The 18,445-nt window shown below is 63.3% G+C and carries 16 protein-coding genes and 1 riboswitch; of the genes, 9 read left to right on the forward strand and 7 right to left on the reverse strand.

The window, feature by feature from the left end; genetic code table 11:
• Positions 1–110 precede the first annotated feature (110 nt).
• The 3 genes from P9254_RS20215 to P9254_RS20225 all read left to right on the forward strand — a co-directional run bounded on the left by P9254_RS20215 (position 111) and on the right by P9254_RS20225 (position 3,342).
• Positions 111–1,376, forward strand: coding sequence for an ATP-binding protein (locus P9254_RS20215; protein WP_278055661.1), 1,266 nt, complete (start codon positions 111–113; stop codon positions 1,374–1,376).
• 108 nt (positions 1,377–1,484) lie between these two features.
• Positions 1,485–2,210, forward strand: coding sequence for a phosphate signaling complex protein PhoU (gene phoU / locus P9254_RS20220; RefSeq protein ID WP_127215490.1), 726 nt, complete (start codon positions 1,485–1,487; stop codon positions 2,208–2,210).
• Between the two features lie 121 nt (positions 2,211–2,331).
• A complete protein-coding gene (locus P9254_RS20225) occupies positions 2,332–3,342 on the forward strand; it encodes a magnesium and cobalt transport protein CorA (protein ID WP_127215491.1) in 1,011 nt (336 codons plus the stop codon).
• Between the two features lie 109 nt (positions 3,343–3,451).
• On the opposite strand, the gene P9254_RS20230 is transcribed toward P9254_RS20225, so the two are convergent.
• Positions 3,452–3,970, reverse strand: coding sequence for a GcrA family cell cycle regulator (locus P9254_RS20230; RefSeq protein WP_066996757.1), 519 nt, complete (start codon positions 3,968–3,970; stop codon positions 3,452–3,454).
• A 357-nt stretch (positions 3,971–4,327) separates the two neighbouring features.
• Here P9254_RS20230 and P9254_RS20235 point away from each other — a divergent pair, with 357 nt between their 5' ends.
• The 3 genes from P9254_RS20235 (at position 4,328) to P9254_RS20245 (ending at position 7,594) form a co-directional block, all read left to right on the forward strand.
• Complete coding sequence (locus P9254_RS20235; protein ID WP_095829193.1) at positions 4,328–5,527, forward strand: aspartate aminotransferase family protein; 1,200 nt, start codon at positions 4,328–4,330, stop codon at positions 5,525–5,527.
• 15 nt (positions 5,528–5,542) lie between these two features.
• A complete protein-coding gene (gene argF / locus P9254_RS20240) occupies positions 5,543–6,454 on the forward strand; it encodes an ornithine carbamoyltransferase (RefSeq protein WP_278052607.1) in 912 nt (303 codons plus the stop codon).
• A 108-nt stretch (positions 6,455–6,562) separates the two neighbouring features.
• Positions 6,563–7,594 (forward strand): Hsp33 family molecular chaperone, encoded by a 1,032-nt coding sequence (locus P9254_RS20245; protein ID WP_278055657.1) that lies wholly within the window; start codon positions 6,563–6,565, stop codon positions 7,592–7,594.
• Between the two features lie 52 nt (positions 7,595–7,646).
• Here P9254_RS20245 and apaG read toward each other — a convergent pair whose 3' ends face one another.
• On the reverse strand, positions 7,647–8,039 hold the full coding sequence (apaG, locus tag P9254_RS20250; protein WP_095799368.1) for a Co2+/Mg2+ efflux protein ApaG: 393 nt from the start codon (positions 8,037–8,039) through the stop codon (positions 7,647–7,649).
• Between the two features lie 218 nt (positions 8,040–8,257).
• Between apaG and P9254_RS20255 the strand changes: the two genes are divergently transcribed.
• Positions 8,258–9,403, forward strand: a complete 1,146-nt coding sequence (locus P9254_RS20255) for a ceramide glucosyltransferase (RefSeq protein WP_278055653.1) — start codon at positions 8,258–8,260, stop codon at positions 9,401–9,403.
• A gap of 41 nt (positions 9,404–9,444) precedes the next feature.
• Here the strand turns inward: P9254_RS20255 and P9254_RS20260 are convergent, their stop codons facing one another.
• On the reverse strand, positions 9,445–10,635 hold the full coding sequence (locus P9254_RS20260; protein ID WP_278055651.1) for an O-succinylhomoserine sulfhydrylase: 1,191 nt from the start codon (positions 10,633–10,635) through the stop codon (positions 9,445–9,447).
• Between the two features lie 56 nt (positions 10,636–10,691).
• Positions 10,692–10,769: riboswitch (SAM riboswitch) on the reverse strand.
• A 135-nt stretch (positions 10,770–10,904) separates the two neighbouring features.
• On the opposite strand from P9254_RS20260, the gene P9254_RS20265 reads away from it, so the two are divergent.
• Both P9254_RS20265 and P9254_RS20270 read left to right on the forward strand, forming a co-directional pair.
• Positions 10,905–11,999: a 2'-deoxycytidine 5'-triphosphate deaminase gene (locus tag P9254_RS20265; RefSeq protein ID WP_067322878.1), complete on the forward strand. Its 1,095-nt coding sequence runs from the start codon at positions 10,905–10,907 to the stop codon at positions 11,997–11,999.
• An 82-nt stretch (positions 12,000–12,081) separates the two neighbouring features.
• On the forward strand, positions 12,082–12,849 hold the full coding sequence (locus P9254_RS20270; protein WP_082953809.1) for an ABC transporter substrate-binding protein: 768 nt from the start codon (positions 12,082–12,084) through the stop codon (positions 12,847–12,849).
• A gap of 49 nt (positions 12,850–12,898) precedes the next feature.
• On the opposite strand, the gene araD1 is transcribed toward P9254_RS20270, so the two are convergent.
• The 4 genes from araD1 to chvE form a co-directional block, all read right to left on the reverse strand.
• Positions 12,899–13,888 (reverse strand): AraD1 family protein, encoded by a 990-nt coding sequence (araD1, locus tag P9254_RS20275; protein ID WP_278055648.1) that lies wholly within the window; start codon positions 13,886–13,888, stop codon positions 12,899–12,901.
• Positions 13,889–14,096: 208 nt separating this feature from the next.
• Positions 14,097–15,389 carry a multiple monosaccharide ABC transporter permease gene (mmsB, locus tag P9254_RS20280; protein WP_066996778.1) on the reverse strand — a complete coding sequence of 431 codons (1,293 nt, stop codon included), beginning with the start codon at positions 15,387–15,389 and terminating at the stop codon, positions 14,097–14,099.
• Positions 15,386–16,921 carry a multiple monosaccharide ABC transporter ATP-binding protein gene (gene mmsA, locus P9254_RS20285; protein WP_278055646.1) on the reverse strand — a complete coding sequence of 512 codons (1,536 nt, stop codon included), beginning with the start codon at positions 16,919–16,921 and terminating at the stop codon, positions 15,386–15,388. The genes mmsB and mmsA overlap by 4 nt, the downstream gene beginning before the upstream one ends.
• A gap of 188 nt (positions 16,922–17,109) precedes the next feature.
• Positions 17,110–18,180 (reverse strand): multiple monosaccharide ABC transporter substrate-binding protein, encoded by a 1,071-nt coding sequence (gene chvE / locus P9254_RS20290; RefSeq protein ID WP_066996783.1) that lies wholly within the window; start codon positions 18,178–18,180, stop codon positions 17,110–17,112.
• Between the last annotated feature and the right edge of the window lie 265 nt (positions 18,181–18,445).

Genomic DNA, 18,445 nt, shown 5'->3' on the forward strand with positions numbered 1-18,445 from the left:
TAGCACTTTGATTTTGCGCATGAACACTCCAGAAAATCGATTCCGATTTTTGGGGTCATGCGCAGGTCGAGTCGGCTGACCTTTCACCGACGTGAGATACGAGGCAGCGCATGGTCGATAAGGGCGCAGACCAGAAAGGCGCAACGCGGGCAGCCATAGCCCAGCTGCGGCGCAGCCGCTGGTTGCTGGCCGCGGCCCTGGTCGCGGTCCTCGGCGTCTATTGTTTCGACGGCCCTTCGATCTTTGTGCCTCTGCTGGCCGTGGCGTTGCTGGTCGCGGCCGCAATGCTGCCGACCGCCGCCGAGCGCCAGTCAGCCGGCGGGACTGCCGCCATCGAAGTCGGCGGGTTGCAGCGGCTGTCCGGCGAATATCTGGCCGCCGCCGTTGCCGATCCGCTGATCATCTTCGACCGGACCGCCACTATCGTCCACGCCAACGCGGCCGCCTTTGCCGCCTTCGGTGGGCTGGCCCCCGGCATGTCGCTGTCGCTCAAATTCCGCGCGCCGGAAATGCAGGCTTTGCTTGACGGGATCGTCTCGGGAACTATGGCGTCAGATGTCGTCGACTACACGGAAAAGCTGCCGGTCGAGCGCACATACCGGGTGAGCGCGTCCTCGGTCGGCCATGGCACCGATCTTTACGTGCTGGTGTTCAAGGATCAGAGCGAGGCGCGCCGCATCGACCGCATGCGCGCCGACTTCATCGCCAATGCCAGCCATGAGCTGCGCACCCCGCTCGCCTCGATCGCCGGCTTCATCGAGACGTTGCGCGGGCCTGCCCGCAACGATGCGGCAGCGCGCGACCAGTTCCTGCAGATCATGCAGAACCAGACGGGCCGCATGGCGCGCCTGATCGACGACCTGTTGTCGCTGTCGCGGCTGGAGATGAAGCCCTATCTGCGGCCGGGAACCGAAGTCGACCTTCGACAGACCATCGACAGCGTCATCGACTCGCTCGCGCCGCTGGCCAACGAGAACGGCATCGCCATCGAGCGGGACTTCATCGATGGGCCGATTTCCGTGCCGGGCGACCGCGACGAGCTCTTCCAGGTTTTCGAGAACCTGCTGGAGAATGCCTGCAAATACGGCCAGTCGGGCGGACGCGTCACCGTGTCGATAGCACACGCCGAGGACGGCCACGACCCAGGCATCGACGTGACCATAAGGGACTATGGTCCAGGCATTGCCGAGGAACACATTCCCCGCATCACGGAGCGCTTCTACCGCGTCGACGTGGAAAACAGCCGGACTCAGAAAGGCACCGGCCTTGGCCTTTCGATCGTCAAGCATATATTGACACGTCATAACGCAAGGCTGTCGATCAAGTCGGAAGTCGGCAAGGGCGCGGCGTTCACGGTTCATTTGCCGGCTCAATGATCCTATATTGGTTGGCAACCGGCATTTTCTTTTTTCTGTCATCCGGCTCGCGTATCAGCGGCAGATTGAGGGAACGCACCAGCCGGCAGGAACCGAGAAGGCATATCGATGCAGTCCGTCCACATTGTCAGTGCCTATGACGAAGAACTGAAATTCCTGTCGAAGCGCATCGCCGCCATGGGCGGGCATGCCGAGCGCATGGTCGAGCAGGCTATCGCGGCCCTCGTGAACGCCGATCCGGGTTTGGCACAGAAAGTCATCCAGGACGATCTCGTTCTCGACGAGGGACAGCGCGAGATCGACGACAAGGCGATCGTCATCATCGCCAGGCGCCAGCCGATGGCGACGGACCTGCGCGAGATCGTCGGCGCCATCCGCATCTCGGCCGACATCGAGCGCGTCGGCGATCTCGGCAAGAACGTCGCCAAGCGCGTCGCGGCGGTCATTGACGGCCGCCAGCCGAGCAGCCTCTTCCGCGGCCTCAAGGCGCTAGCCGATCTGGCGTTGACGCAGCTTAAGGAAGTGCTCGACGTCTATGCCTCGCGCTCGGTCGAGAAGATCGGCTTCGTGCGCGACCGCGACGACCAGATCGACGCCATGTACACTTCGCTGTTCCGTGAACTTCTGACCTATATGATGGAAGATCCGCGCAACATCACCCCCTGCACCCACTTGCTGTTCTGCGCCAAGAACATCGAGCGGATCGGCGACCACGCCACCAACATCGCCGAAACCATCTATTACATCGTCACCGGCGACCAGATGCCGGCCGAGCGGCCGAAGGGCGACAAGACCGACCAGGTGGTGTTGCCTGGCCCACTATCGGCCGGGTGACGCGGTATCGGCGACCCAAGATCGGCCAAGTGAAGGGCGGCCACTCGAACGGCTTTCTAATTTAGGCTAAGCTCCTCCAGGTGCAGCAGTTTTGTCAGTCGCCGTCTCGGGAGGTTTTGCGATGGAGCAAGTTCGAAACCTGACCGCGGCCCCGCAGCCGACATCCGGCATTGTTGCGTCCAGCGTCTATTCCGCCGGCAAGCGCGTCGCCGACATTACGATCGAAGAGGCCGGAATATGGGCGGCAAAGCCCGGCCATGTCGTCTGGATCGGCCTGCTCGAGCCGGACCGCAACCTGCTGCTTAGGGTGCAGGCGCAGTTCCACCTGCATGATCTGGCGATCGAAGACGCAGAACACCCGCATCAGCGGCCGAAAATCGAACAGTATGGCGATGCCTTGTTCATCGTCGCCCGCACAGCGCAACTGATCGATGGCCGCGTCACCTTCGGCGAGACGCATCTCTTCGTCGGCACCGGCTATATCGTCAGCGTCAGGCACGGCCCGTCGACCTCTTACGCCGCGGTGCGCCAGCACTGGGAAAGCTGCCCGTCCTCGCTCGCCAAGGGCGAGGATTTCGTCCTCTATGCAATTCTCGACTTCATCGTCGACAACTACATGCCTGTGCTCGAGCAGATCGAGGACGAGGTCGAGCAGATCGAGGACAAGGTGCTGCTGAAGCCGATGAGCGGTGGCGACATCGAGCGGCTCTACATGCTGCGCCGCGATCTGCTCAGGCTGCGCAACGCGGCGCTGCCGCTGGTCGAGGTCTGCCGGCGGCTGACCAGCGCCGAGCTGCCGCAGATCCATGCCGCCATGCATCCGCTGTTCCGCGACGTGACGGACCACATCCGCACCGTGCAGGAAAAGATCGACAGCCTGCGCGAGGTGCTCGCCTTCGCCTTCGAGGCAAGCCTTCTGGTCGGACAGAGCCAGGAAACGGCGATCTCCAAGAAGCTGGCCTCATGGGCGGCCATCCTGGCGGTGCCCACGGCCTTCGCCGGCATTTACGGCATGAATTTCGACGACATGCCTGAACTGAAGATGGAATACGGCTACCCGACAGTCCTGGCCGCCATCGCGCTGATCTGCGCGTTCCTGTATTGGCGGTTCAGGAAGAATGGATGGCTGTGAAATAGCGAATAGGGAGTAGCCAATAGCGATAAAGAAGCTTGTACCGGACTCGAATACCGATGTTATTCCTATTTCGTTCGCTATTCGCTATTCGCTATTCGCTATTCGCTTAGCGGCTTCTGCGCCTTTCCGCCGCCGGCTGGAACGCCACCCTTGCATGGTATTTGCAGTACGGCCCGGTTTCGCCAGCGTCGTTGCCGCAGAAGCTGAAGTCTTCCGACAGCGGATCGCCGTTGGGCCATTTGCAGGTGCGCTCGGTCAGCTCGACGAGCTGCAGGTTGCGCGAGATTGGCACGACAACGTTCTCGACCGGGCGGATATAGTGCCGCGCCACCGGCTCCGCCTCGAACTGCACCTGCAGAGCGGTCGCGCCGATGGAGGCCGTCACATGACGGGCTGCGCTGGCGGCACGAGCCACGGACTTCTGCATCGAGGCGCCCTGCGTGGCCTTCTTCTGCCGTGCCGGCGCCGCGGTCGCGCGGCCGCGGCCCGACAGTTTCAGGCGATGCACCTTGCCGATGACGGCATTGCGGCTCACACCGCCGAGCTGCGCGGCGATCTGGCTGGCGCTGAGACCCTCCGACCACAATTTCCTGAGAAGTTCGACTCGCTCGTCAGTCCAGTTCATGAGACCGCGCTCCTGCTGAGGCGTGCGGCGGTCAGAATCCTTTCCCGAGCCGGCTCTCGCCGGGCAAACGACACCACATGTACCGGGTGATTAGATCCGCCGCACGAAATCTAGTTATTTCTCGACTACAATTACCTTATGCGCTGACTCGGTGACAAGAGTCCCCAGGGCAACACCGATTCGGTTTTTACGGTTTTCCCCAACTTGCCCAACCGCTGATGGGCCGGCGTGGCGCTGGAGCCTTGCCGCGCGCTTCTGCGCGACCTTTTCGTTGACTTCATGGCCGAAAAACATGATAAGCCGCAAAGGCCGCCGCATTGGCGGCTTTTTTGATTTCCGGTTCCGGAGACGCATATAATGAGCGGTTCGGCGCTTTACGAGACTTTTGCTCGCGCACCCCTGGCCTTCGACCGCGGGGAGGGGACCTGGCTGGTCACCGACAAGGGCGAGCGATATCTCGACTTCGCCGGCGGCATCGCCGTGAACTCGCTGGGCCACAGCCATCCGCATCTGGTCGCGGCGCTCACCGGGCAGGCGGCCAAGCTGTGGCACGTCTCCAATCTCTACGAGATCCCGGAGCAGCGCCGGCTGGGCGAAAGGCTGGTCGATGCAACCTTCGCCGACAAGGTGTTCTTCACCAATTCGGGCGCCGAGGCTCTGGAATGCGCCATCAAGTCGGCCAGGCGCTATCAGTTCGTCAAAGGCCATCCGGAGCGTTTCCGCATCATCACTTTCGAGGGCGCCTTCCACGGCCGCACGCTGGCGACGATCGCCGCCGGCGGTCAGTACAAATATCTCGAGGGTTTCGGTCCGAAGGTCGAGGGCTTCGACCAGGTCGCGTTCGACGATATCGATGCCGCCGAGAAGGCGATCACACCGGAAACCGCGGCTATCCTGATCGAACCGGTGCAGGGCGAGGGCGGCATCCGCCCGGTGCCGACGCAGTCGTTGAAGCGGCTTCGGCAGCTCTGTGACCGGCACGGCCTGCTTCTGATCTTCGACGAGGTCCAGTGCGGCATCGGGCGCACCGGCAAGCTGTTCGCGCATGAGTGGGCGGGCGTCACGCCTGACCTGATGGCGATCGCCAAGGGCATCGGCGGCGGGTTTCCGATGGGTGCCTGCCTCGCGACCGACGAAGCGGCGGCCGGCATGACGGCCGGCGTGCACGGCACCACTTTTGGCGGCAATCCGCTGGCGATGGCGGTGGGCAATGCCGTGCTCGACGTCGTGCTGGCCGACGGCTTCCTCGAGGACGTTCAGCGCAAGGCGTTGCTGCTGAAGCAGGGACTGGCGGCGGTCGGCGACGAATTTCCCGAGGTCATCGAAGGCATCCGGGGCACCGGCCTGATGCTTGGGCTGAAATGTGCCATGCCCAACGCCAAGGTTAACATGGCGCTGCGCGACCAGCACTTGCTTGCGGTGCCGGCGGGCGACAACGTCATTCGGCTTTTGCCGCCGCTCACCGTCACCGACGAGGAGATCGGCGAGGCGCTGAAGCGCATTCGGTCGGGCGCCAAGGGCCTGACCGACGCGATCGCGGCCGAAGCCGCGAAGTAGTTCTGGAATCTGCCGATGAGCGTTCGTCACTTCACCGATCTGTCCGCCGTTTCCGCAGGCGATCTGCGCATCATGCTGGACGATGCGATGGCGCGAAAGACCAGGCTCAAGGCCGGCGAGCGTTCGAAGCCGCTCGAGGGCAAGGTGCTGGCGATGATCTTCGACAAGCCTTCGACGCGCACGCGCGTTTCCTTCGACGTCGGCATGCGCCAACTCGGCGGCGAGACCATCATGCTGACCGGCACCGAGATGCAGCTCGGCCGTTCTGAAACCATCACCGACACCGCCAAGGTGCTGTCGCGCTATGTCGATGCCATCATGATCCGCACCACCTCGCATGACCGGTTGCTGGAACTCACCGAAAACGCGACCGTGCCGGTGATCAATGGGCTGACCGACGATACCCATCCCTGCCAGCTGATGGCCGACATCATGACCTATGAGGAGCATCGCGGTCCGGTGGCCGGCAAGACCTTCGCCTGGACAGGTGACGGCAACAATGTGCTGCACTCGCTTCTAGAAGCCTCGGCGCGGTTCCGCTTCAACCTCAATGTCGCCGTGCCGGAGGGCAGCGAGCCGTTCGAGAAATATGTCGACTGGGCGAAGGCCAATGGCGGCAAGGTGCGGTTTGCCGGCTCGGCCGAAGAGGCCGTCGACCAGGCCGATTGCGTCGTCACCGACAGCTGGGTATCGATGGGCCAGGAGCATCGCGCCCGCGGCCATAACGTCTTCCTGCCCTACCAGGTCAACGCCGCGCTGATGGCGAGGGCGAAGTCCGACGCGCTTTTCATGCACTGCCTGCCTGCGCATCGCGGCGAGGAGGTCACCGACGAGGTGATCGACGGACCGCATTCGGTGGTCTTCGACGAGGCCGAGAACCGGCTGCACGCCCAGAAGGCGGTGCTGGCCTGGTGCCTGGGCGCTTGACCGGGGTCGACTTGATCCGCGCCAACTTGATCCGGGGATGTGTGATGCCTATTTGCGGGCCATCACTGAAATCGAACGCGCTTCGACCCATGCCGCCTGGAAAGCGGGATGGATGCGCCCCGGAGTTTTGTCATGCTGGAAACGCTTTCCTTGGCTGAGCATCAACCCAAACTCGGCGAATTCGGCTTCGCAGGCGACGACCATGTCGTGCCTTACGAAGTAGCGCCCCTGGATGTGCGCGGCCGCACCGTGCAGCTCGGGCCGATGCTCGACGCCATTCTCAGCCGTCACGATTATCCCGAGCCGGTCGCGCGCCTGCTGGCGGAGGCCTGCGTGCTCACCGTGCTGCTCGGCACGTCGCTGAAATTCGAGGGCAAGTTCATCCTGCAGACCCGCACCGACGGACCGGTCGACATGCTGGTGGCAGACTTCACCACGCCGCATTCGTTGCGCGCCTATGCGCGCTTCGACGCCGACCGGCTGCAGGCACTGATTGCCTCGGGCGAGATCTCGCAGGAGAAGCTGCTCGGCACCGGCGTCCTGGCCCTGACCATCGATCAAGGCGCGCACACGCAGCGCTATCAGGGCATCGTCCAACTCGACGGCACATCGCTGGAAGAAGCCGCGCGCACCTATTTCCGCCAGTCGGAGCAGATCCCGACCGATCTGAGGATGTCGGTTGCGAAGCTGGTGACCCCGGGCCCGGGCGGGGCCCGCGAGCAATGGCGCGCCGGCGGTATCCTGGCGCAGTTCCTGCCGCAGGCGCCCGAACGCATGCGCGTGCCCGACATTTCGGGCGGGGATGGCGATCCACGAGACGTGACGCACGAACCGGCCGACAATTCCTGGCGGGAACTCTTGGCGCTGCTCGGCACCATCGAGCCGACCGAGCTCATCGATCCGACGGTGGGCGCCGAGCGGCTGCTCTACCGGCTGTTCCACGAGCACGGCGTGCGCGTCCTCCGCGGTGTGCCGGTCGCCGATCAGTGCTCCTGCTCGCGCGACAAAATCCGAGGCATTCTCGAAGGCTTTTCGGCCGAGGAGATCAGGGACTCGACCGAGGACGGCGGCATCCATGTCGCTTGCGAGTTCTGCTCGACGCAGTACGACTTCGATCCGGCGGAGTTTGCGGCGGAGTGAGAAAGCTCCGGTTCCTCGCCCCCGCTTTGCGGAGGCGGGGAACTCGAGTTCTTTAATTCACCGTCCTTTTCGTTCCCGGCATATCGAGCGAGAAAGCCGGAATGGCGATATCGAACGTTTCGCCGCGACCGTTGCGCATCGTGTAGTGGCCGACCATGATGCCGGATGGCGTCGAGAGCGGGCATCCCGACGTGTACTGATAGCTGTCGCCGGGGTTGAGCTCCGGCTGGTCGCCGACCACGCCCTCGCCGCGCACCTCTTCGACTCGGCCACGCCCGTCGGTGATGTGCCAGTAGCGCGACAGAAGCTGCACGAACTCGTCCGACCGGTTGTCGATCGTCACCTGGTAGCCCCATACATAACGGTTCTCGGACGGATCGGAACGGTCCTCCAGATAGAACGGCCTGACCTGCACTTCGATGTTGCGCGTCACGGCGCGATACATGAGCCACTCCGGTGCCGCAGGGAACATTTTAGCGCGCTTCGCGGTTCTACCTCCGCAGCGTCGCCAGCCTGCCGGCTTTTCCACCGCAAGTGCCGACAAACAATGTCATTTAAGTGACACATGACAATGTTGGTGTGCACAAACCGTGCGGGCGACTCGGGCGCTTTGTCGAGTGATGAAACGGCCGCGGGCGGCCTTTCCGGAGTGACCAGATCTCGATGGAACTGACCCTCGCAGCCGCCTTTGCTTCCTCGGCCCTTCTTTTTTCCAACCTTGCCAGCATCCTGCTCGCATCGTCGCGGCTGAAGCCCAGGCGGGTCATTCCTCCGCCTTCCAGCAAACAGCCGCCTGTCTCGATCGTCGTGCCGTCGCGCGGCGTGGAGCCGTTCACGCAGGAGACGCTCGACCGCGCCTTCTCGCTCGATTGGCCGCGCTACGAAATGATCTTCTGCGTCGCGCACGCCGAAGATCCCGTGGTCAAGCTGATCAACGCCGCCATCGCGCGATTTCCGAATGTTCCGGCGCGGCTCCTCGTCGGCGATGACAGGATCAGCGCCAATCCCAAGCTCAACAACTGCATCAAGGGCTGGCAGGCGGCGCGGCACGACTGGGTGATCCTCGCCGATTCCAACGTGCTGATGCCCAAGGGCTATGTCCAGCATCTGATGGCGGCCTGGGGACCGGACACCGGCCTCGTCTGCTCGACGCCGATCGGCTCGCGGCCGGACGGTTTCTGGGCCGAAGTCGAATGCGTCTTCCTCAACACGCTGCAGGCGCGCTGGCAATATGCCGGCGAAGCGCTCGGCCTTGGCTTCGCCCAGGGCAAGAGCATGCTGTGGAACAAGCCGATGCTGGATGCAAATGGCGGCATCCAGGCTTTGGCCGCCGAAATCGCCGAGGACGCGGCGGCGACCAAGCTGGTCAACAGCCTTGGCCTTCGGGTCAATCTCGTGGCCGCGCCCTTCGAGCAGCCGCTCGGCCAGCGCACGCTCGCCGAAATCTGGTCGCGCCAGGCGCGCTGGGCGCGGCTGCGCCGCGTCACCTTCCCATTGTTCTTCGCGCCCGAAATCCTGACCGGTGTGGTCGCGCCACTGCTTCTGGCGCTGATCGCGGCGGCAAGCGCCGGTGTCAGCCTGCCCACGACCGCGCTCTGCGTGCTGGCGATCGCCTATGTGCCCGAATGCATGCTCGCCTGGTCCAAGGGCTGGCATCTGTCGCCGCGCAGCGTCACCGCGATGATCGTGCGCGACGCGATGCTTCCCGCCATCTGGGCGCGCGGCTGGCTTGGCGGGGCCGTCGAATGGCGTGGCAACGCAATGACCATCCGCAACAGCGGGATGACTGAACTCGAAGAGATTGCTTGAGCCGGCTGCGGCTCAAGCGCCCTCTTTGCCGCCGTGGCGGTTCATTCCTTCGCCGCCTTCAGCGCCTGTTCGATGTCGGCGAGCAGGTCGTCGGTATCCTCCAGCCCGACGGAGAGCCTGAGCGTGCCTGGTCCGATGCCGAGCTCGGCGCGGGCCTCGTCAGTGAGGTTTTTGTGCGTCGTCGTCGCCGGATGCGTGATCAGGCTCTTTGCGTCGCCGAGGTTGTTCGAGATCAGCACGATGTCGAGCGCGTTCTGCAAGGCGAAGGCCGCCTGCTTGCCGCCCTTGACGTAGAGGCAGATCAGCGTCGAGCCGCCCGACATCTGCTTCCTGACGATATCCGCCTGGGGATGGTCGGCCCGGCCCGGATAGATGACGCGGGCGATCTCCGGCCGGCCAGCCAGGAAGTCCGCGATCTTGCCGGCGCTTTCGGTCTGGTGGCGCACGCGCAGCGGGAGCGTCTCGAGGCCTTTCAGCAGCGTCCATGCGTTGAATGGGGACAGGCTCGGGCCGGTGTGCCGGAAATAATCGTGCAGGTTCTCGTCGATCCACTTCTTGTCCGACAGGATGACGCCGCCGAGGCAGCGGCCTTGTCCGTCGATGTGCTTGGTCGCCGAGTAGACCACGATATGGGCGCCGAGCTGCAGCGGCTTCTGCTGCAGCGGCGTGGCAAAGACGTTGTCGACGATCACGCGTGCGCCGATCGAATTTGCTAAAGCGGCGACAGCGGCGATATCGACCACTTCCAACGTCGGGTTGGTCGGACTTTCCAGGAAGAACAGCTTGGTGTTCGGCCTGACCGCTTTTTCCCAATTGGCAATGTCGGTGCCGTCGATCAGCGTTGCCTCGATGCCATAGCGCGGCGCCAGCGTCTCGACTACCCAGCGGCAGGAACCGAACAGGGCTCGCGCCGCAACGATGTGATCGCCGGCCTTGACGCTGCAGAGCAGGGCGGCGGACACGGCGGCCATGCCGGAAGCGGTTGCACGTGCGTCTTCCGCGCCTTCCAGCGCGCACATGCGCTTCTCGAACATATCGACGGTCGGGTTGGCGTAGCGCGAATAGATGAAGCCGGGTTCCTCGCCCTTGAAGCGGGCCTCCGCTGCCTGGGCCGTCTCGTAGACATAGCCCTGGGTGAGATACATCGCCTCGGCGGTCTCGCCGAAGCCGGAACGCAGCGTCCCGCCATGCACGAGTGCCGTCTGAGGTTTCCAGTTACGCGTCTTGGTCATCGCCCTGCTTCCAAACACAAAAAAACCGGCCGCGACGTCGCAACCGGTCCATACGGCCTTGCGGCCCGACGGTCCTTTAGCGACTTGTTTAACGTGGCTGCAAGCCGACCGGCCAAATCACCACGGGATAACGACCCTTTAGACCTCGCCCGCGCTTGCGTCAATTGCCGGCTTGATTAAGAGGGTTGTACCAGGCAGCCTCCGCAAAAGTGTCCCGCGGTTTTGCGACAGGAAACTGCGACGACAATGACTTCGCCCGGAGCCAGACATTGCGGCAGACAGGCATTCTTCCGGATCAGGACATCGCGGCGCTCTTCCAGTCGGGCGCGCTGAAGTCGCCGCGCGCGCTCGACACCAACCAGATCCAGCCGGCCAGCCTCGATCTCAGACTTAGCGACAAGGCCTTTCGCGTGCGGGCTTCCTTTCTGCCCGGTCCCGATCATCTGGTGGCCGACAAGCTGGACCGGCTGAAGCTGCATGAGATCAACCTTGCCGAGGGCGCGGTGCTGGAGACGGGCTGCGTCTACATCGTGCCGCTGCAGGAAAGCCTGGCGCTGCCGGCGGAAGTCTCGGCTTCGGCCAACCCGAAGAGCTCGACCGGACGGCTCGACATTTTCACGCGTGTCATGACCGACCGCGGCCATGAGTTCGATAAGATCGCCGCCGGCTATCATGGCCCGCTCTATCTCGAGGTCAGCCCGCGCACCTTCCCGATCGTCGTGCGCGCCGGCTCGCGCCTGTCGCAGATCCGCTTCCGCACCGGCAATGCCGTGCTGTCGGAGAATGAGTTGCGTGACCTCCATCACGCCGAGATGCTGGTTGCGACCGAGCCGCCCAACATCTCCGGCGGCGGCATTGCGCTCTCTATCGATCTCGACGGCGACAAGGACGGCCTGGTCGGCTATCGCGGCAAGCACCACACCGGCCTCGTCGACGTCGACAAGCGCGCCGCTCAGGATGTGGTCGACTTCTGGGAACCGCTCTACAAGAGCGGGGCCGGCGAGCTCGTGCTCGACCCGGACGAGTTCTACATCCTGGTCTCTCGCGAAGCCGTGCACGTGCCGCCGCTCTATGCCGCCGAGATGACGCCTTTCGATCCGCTGGTCGGCGAGTTCCGCGTCCACTATGCCGGCTTTTTCGACCCGGGCTTCGGCCATTCCGCCGCCGGCGGCAGCGGCAGCCGCGCGGTGCTTGAAGTGCGCAGCCACGAGGTGCCGTTCATCCTCGACCACGGCCAGATCGTAGGCCGCCTCGTCTACGAGCATATGCTGAAGCGGCCGCAGGCGCTCTATGGCAGCGAGCTGGGTTCCAACTATCAGGCGCAGGGGCTGAAGCTCTCCAAGCATTTTCGCGCCGCGCGCTGATCGCCAGGCTGTGCTTGCCCGGCCTCGCGCGCCGTGCTTGGCTGCGTCTGAGCATGTAGCACCTGAACCCAAGGGGATGAAAATGCAGATATCCAGATGGATCCTGTCGGCTGCGGCCGCCGCCATGCTGGCGCTCGGCGTCGGTTCGGTAGACGCGGCCGAAAAGATCAAGATCGGCACCGAGGGCGCCTATCCGCCCTTCAACACCATCACGCCGGACGGCAAGGTGGAAGGCTTCGACATCGACATCGCCAATGCGCTCTGCGCGCAGATGAAGATCGAATGCGAGATCGTCACCCAGGATTGGGATGGCATCATTCCGGCCCTGCAGGCCAAGAAATTCGACGCCATCATCGCCTCGATGAGCATCACCGAGGAACGCAAGAAGCAGGTCGCCTTTACCCACAAATACTACACCACGCCGCTTGCGCTGGTCGCCCTGAAGGACGCCGATATCGCCTCGACCGAGCCGGCCTCGCTTGCCGGCAAGACGGTCGGTGCCCAGGCCTCGACCACCCAGGCCAACTACGCCCAGGACGTCTACGCCAAGGCCGGCGCCGAGGCGAAGCTCTACCCGACCCAGGAAGAGGCGGTCACCGATCTGCTCAACGGCCGGCTCGACGCCGTCATCTCGGACAAGTTCGTGCTGGTCGACTGGATGAAGAAGGCGAGCGACGGCTGCTGCAAGCTGGTGGGCGACGTCAAGGGCACCGAGACCGAGGCCGGCATCGCCGTGCGCCTGGAGGACGCCGCCCTGCGCGACCGCCTCAACGCGGCAATCGACGCCATTGTTGCCGACGGCACCTACAAGAAGATCCAATCGAAGTATTTCGATTTCGATATTTATTGAGGTTGAAGCTGCCAATCTCCCCCCTCGTGGGGGAGATCACGCTCTAACCTCACAGCGCCTTCACCGCCACCTTCACTGGCTTCTCGATCTCGAGCGGGTTGCGCAGCGGCAGGCCGAAATCCTTGGCCTCGATCTCGAACGTGTCGCCTTCCTCGGTCCTGACGCCGTCTGCGAACGAGAGTGTGGCGGTGCCGAACATGTGCACATGCACGTCGCCCGGCTGGCGGAAGGCCGAATATTTGAAGTGGTGATGCTCGAGATTGGCGATCGTGTGCGACATGTTCGTCTCGCCCGACAGGAACGGCTTTTCCCAAAGCACTTTGCCGTCGCGCCAGATTCGTGAAGAGCCCCTGATGTCGGCGGGCAGGTCGCCGATCAGGATTTCCGGTCCGAACGAGGCGTTGCGCAGCTTGGAATGGGCGAGGAACAGGTAGTTCACGCGCTCGGTCACATGGTCGGAAAACTCGTTGGACAGCGTGAAGCCGACTCGGAACGGCGCGCCGTCGTCGCCGATCACGTAGATGCCGGCGATCTCCGGCTCCTCGCCGGCGTCCTGCGCGAAGGCCGGCGATATCAGCGCCGCACCGGGCGCCACCGCCATGGTGCCGTTGCCCTTGTAGAACCATTCCGGTTGCACGCCGATCTCGCCCTTGGCCGGCTTGCCGCCCTCCAGCCCCATGCGGAACATCTTCATGGAATCGGTGAGTTGCTCCTCGCCGTCGCTGAGCTTCTTGTGCATGGAATCGCGTGTCGCGGCGGAGCCGAGATGTGTAAGCCCGGTGCCGGTAAGGTGAAGATGCGCGGGGTCGGGATGGTTGATCGGCGACACCAGGCGTCCCTTCTTGTAGACGGCGTCGAGGTCGACCGTCTCGCCATAGCCCTTGCGCTCGATCAGCGCCTCGAGCCCGGTGCCGGTGCGGGCTGCCTCCATCGCCAGCGAATAGACGCTGCGCGCGCCGTTGATGATCCGGGTCTTGCCGCCGCTGCGGGCAACAACGCGGATCGTCTCGGCGTCATCGAGGATCTGGGAAATCAGCATGATGAACCCTCTCTCTTTTGCCTTGGCCCGGCTGCCGATTGGCAAGCCCTGACCGGCGCAGCCCGGAACCGATCCGCGCCACGGTTGAAACTCTTCGTCCGGATTGCACTCGCGAGCCTGGTCCCTCCAGGACTTCTTCGCGCCGACGGGTTGCCGGCAGCTTCGCGATCTAGAACCCGTATGCCTCCTTAGTCCTTGCCTCCGGCCTCTACGCCTTGTTCTTGTTGTAGACGTCGAAGATGACGGCACCGAGCAGCACCAGGCCTTTGACCACCTGCTGCCAGTCGACATTGACGCCCATGATCGACATGCCGTTGTTCATCACGCCCATGATGAAGCCGCCGACCACGGCGCCGATGACCTGTCCGACGCCGCCCATTGCCGAGGCGCCGCCGATGAAGACGGCGGCGATCACGTCGAGCTCGCTGCCCAGGCCGGCGGCCGGGACGGCCTGGCCGAGGCGAGCGGCGATGATCAGGCCGCCGAGCGCCGACAGCACGCCCATGTTGATGAAGACGAGCAGCGTCAGCCTTTCGGTGTTGATGCCCGACAGCTGCGCCGCCTTGGCGTTGCCGCCCATCGCATAGATGCGGCGGCCGATGGTCATGCGCTTGGTGACGAAGACGAACAGCGAGATCAGCACGCCCATCACCAGAAGCACCACCGGCAGGCCCCTGTAGCTGGCGAACTGGAAGACCAGGAACAGCGCCAGCGCGCTGCCGACCAGCGTCTTGACGACGAACAGCGGGAAGGGCTCGGCCTCATAGCCATGCCGTTCGCGCTTACGCCGTGTTCTGAAGCCGAAATAGGCATAGGCGAGCACCGCGACCAGACCGAGCACGATCGTCGTCATGTGCAGCGTAAGGCCGCTGCCGACGATGGTCTTGCCGGCGGCATTCACCGTCGGCGGAATGAGCGTCAGCGGGCCGATGACGTCGGGGATGAAGCCGGAGCTCAACGCCTTGAAGCTGTCGGGAAGCGGACCTACCGAGGAGCCGCCGCCAAGCAGTGCCTGGCAGATGCCGCGGAAGATCAGCATGCCCGCCAGCGTCACGATGAAGCTCGGTATTCGGTGATAGGCGATCCAATAGCCTTGCGCCGCGCCGATAAGCGCACCGACGATCAGGCAAACGATCGAGACCACCAGTGGATTGCTGAATATACCGAGCGGCCAGATGACCATCATCATTGCGGCAAGCGCGCCGATGAAGCCGGCGACCGATCCCACGCTGAGGTCGATATAGCCGGCGACGATCACCAGCAGCATGCCAAGCGCCATCACGATGATGAACGAGTTCTGCTGCACCAGGTTGCTGAGGTTGACCGGTTTGAACAGCGTGCCGGACGTCGTGTACTGGAAGAACAGCATGATGACGATCAGCGCGATGATCAGTCCGTATTCGCGCAGGTTCGTCGTCAGCGCCGAAACGGCGACACGCGGACCATGCTTGACGTCTTCGGCGACGCCGCTCTGCGGCGCGGGAGCGCTTTCTGTGCTCATGAGGCTTTTTTTCCTTCTCCCCGAACGATGGCGCGCATGATCTTTTCCTGGCTGGCGTCGCTTGCCGCCATTTCGCCGACGATACGCCCTTCGTTCATGACATAGATGCGGTCGGTGATGCCGAGCAATTCAGGCATTTCCGACGAGATGACGACGATTGCCTTTCCCTCTGCGGCGAGGCGGGCGATGATCGTGTAGATTTCGTACTTGGCGCCGACGTCAATGCCGCGCGTCGGTTCGTCGAGGATCAGCACTTCCGGGTCGGCGAACAGCCATTTCGACAGCACCACCTTCTGCTGGTTGCCGCCCGAAAGATTGCCGGTCAACTGATAGACGCTGGATGCGCGGATGTTGGTCTTCTTGCGATAGTCGTTGGCGACGCTCATCTCGCGCATGTCGTCGATGACGCCGCGGCTGGAGACGCCTCCCAAATTGGCCAGCGTCACGTTGTGCTTGATGTGGTCGATAAGGTTGAGGCCAAAGGTCTTGCGGTCCTCGGTGACATAGGCGATCCGGTTCTCCACCGCCTTGCTCACCGTCGAAAGATCGAGAGGCTTACCCCTGAGCAGGACCTCGCCGCTGATATGCCGGCCGTAGGAACGGCCGAACAGGCTCATCGCGAATTCGGTGCGGCCGGCGCCTATCAGCCCGGCAATGCCGACCACCTCGCCCTTGCGCACATTGAGGTTGACGTTCTTGATGACCTGCCGCTCGGCGTGGATCGGATGGTACACCGACCAGTTCTTCACTTCGAAAATAACCTCGCCGATCTGCGGCTCGCGCGGCGGGTAGCGGTCGTCGAGCGAGCGGCCGACCATCGAAGTGATGATCCGGTCCTCGCTGATGTCCTTCCTGGGCAGGGTCTCGATGGTGCGCCCGTCGCGGATCACCGTAACCTTGTCGGCGACGCGGTTCACCTCGTTGAGCTTGTGCGAGATCAGGATCGAGGTCATGCCCTGGCGCTTGAACTCGAGCAGAAGATCGAGCAGCGCCTGGCTGTCCTTTTCGCTGAGCGAGGCGGTCGGCTCGTCAAGGATCAGCAGCTTCACTTCCTTGCTGAGCGCCTTGGCGATCTCGACCAGTTGCTGCTTGCCGACGCCGATATTGGTGATCAGCGTCTTGGGATCTTCCTTCAAGCCGACTTTGTCGAGCAGGGCCTTGGTGCGCTTCTCGTTGGCGTTCCAGTCGATGACGCCGTAGCTGGCGTGCTCGTTGCCGAGGAAGATGTTTTCCGCGATCGACAGCATCGGCACCAGGGCAAGTTCCTGGTGGATGATGACGATGCCGATATGCTCGCTATCATGAATACCCTTGAAGTGGCATTCCTGGCCGCGAAAGACGATCTCGCCTTCATAGGTACCGGTCGGGTAGACGCCCGACAGCACCTTCATCAGGGTCGATTTGCCGGCGCCGTTCTCGCCGACGATGGCGTGGATCTCTCCTTCCTCGACGCTGAGGTTCACGTTCGACAGCGCCTTCACGCCGGGGAACGTCTTGGTGATGTCGCGCATCTCCAAAATCGTCGAGCTCATCAGGAATTCCGCTCCCTGGCGCAGGCCTTCCGTTTCCGGAAAACGTTATGCGCGAAATCAACATACTGCAGTCTGGCTCGCGCCGCGATGGCGCATGGCGCTGCAGAAGCCGGCAAAAACAATATCGGGGTCGCTTCTGAACGAAAAGGGGCCCTGCGTCGCGCAGGACCCCTCCCTTAAAGGCTGGATTACTTCAGCTCTTCGGCCTTGATGTAGCCGGAGTCGACGACCAGCGCCTTGTAGTTCGACTTGTCGACCTCGTGCGGCGTCAAGAGGATCGAGGGAACGACCTTGACGTCGTTGTTGTAGGTCTTGGTGTCGAGGCCGTCGGGCTTGCCGCCGGAGAGCACCTTGTCGACCAGCTGCACGGTGGCCTTGGCCAGCTCGCGGGTGTCCTTGAACACGGTCGAATACTGCTCGCCCGAAATGATCAGCTTGACCGAGGCGGTCTCGGCGTCCTGACCGGTCACGATCGGCCAGGGCTGAGCATCCGTGCCGTAGCCGACAGCGCGCAGCGAGGCGGTGATGCCGCGCGACAGGCCGTCATAGGGCGACAGAACGCCATCGACGCGGCTGCCGTCCGAGTAGTTGGCCGAGAGCAGGTTGTCCATGCGGGCCTGGGCGGTGGCGGCGAGCCAGCGCAGCGTGCCGACCTTGTCCATGCCCATCTGGCCGGACTTGATCTTGATCGAGCCGTCGTCGATCAGCGGCTGCAGGACCGACATCGCGCCGTTGTAGAAGAAGAAGGCGTTGTTGTCGTCGGGCGAGCCGCCGAACAACTCGACGTTCCACGGCTTGGTGTTCGGGAAGCGCTCCTTGAGGCCCTTGACCAGGGAATTCGCCTGGATCACGCCGACGCCGAAATTGTCGAAGGTGGTGTAGTAGTCAACATTCGGGGTCTTCTTGATCAGCCGGTCATAGGCGATGGTGACGACGCCTGCGTCATTGGCCTTCTGCAGCGCATCGGCCATGGTGGTGCCGTCGATCGAAGCGATGATCAGCGCTTTCGGGCCTTTCGTGATCTCGTTTTCCAGCTGGCTGAGCTGGTTCGGGATGTCGTCCTGCGCGTATTGCAGGTCGACCGTGTAGCCCAGCGCTTCGAGCTGGGACTTGACGGCGTCGCCGTCGTTGATCCAGCGCTGCGAGGTCTTGGTCGGCATCAGCACGCCGACGAGACCCTTGTCGGCGGCGTGCGCCGAATAGGTCGTGGCGGCAATGCCAAGGGCCGCGACGGCGGCCAGCGTCTTGATGATCTTCACATTTACTCTCCCTGGTTGATGGACGCGACACCTCGGGGCTTCGCGGGCCGCGCAGTCGAACAGGAGCGCAGTCGCGCCTCTGTCGGCTTTATCGATCTCCGGTATCCTCCCAATCGGCCCCGCGACGCAGTTTCAATCGATACGATTTTGCTCGTTGCCGATCGCTGCGTCTCGGAACGCGCGAAGGGTGTGTCCCTTTGACATAACTGTCAAATGCGATCTTTGCTGGTTGCTATACCGAAACTGGTATGATTTAGCGTAGAGC

Origin of the sequence: Mesorhizobium sp. WSM4983 (genome assembly GCF_029625765.1) — a bacterium.
In the GTDB taxonomy this organism is placed as follows: domain Bacteria; phylum Pseudomonadota; class Alphaproteobacteria; order Rhizobiales; family Rhizobiaceae; genus Mesorhizobium.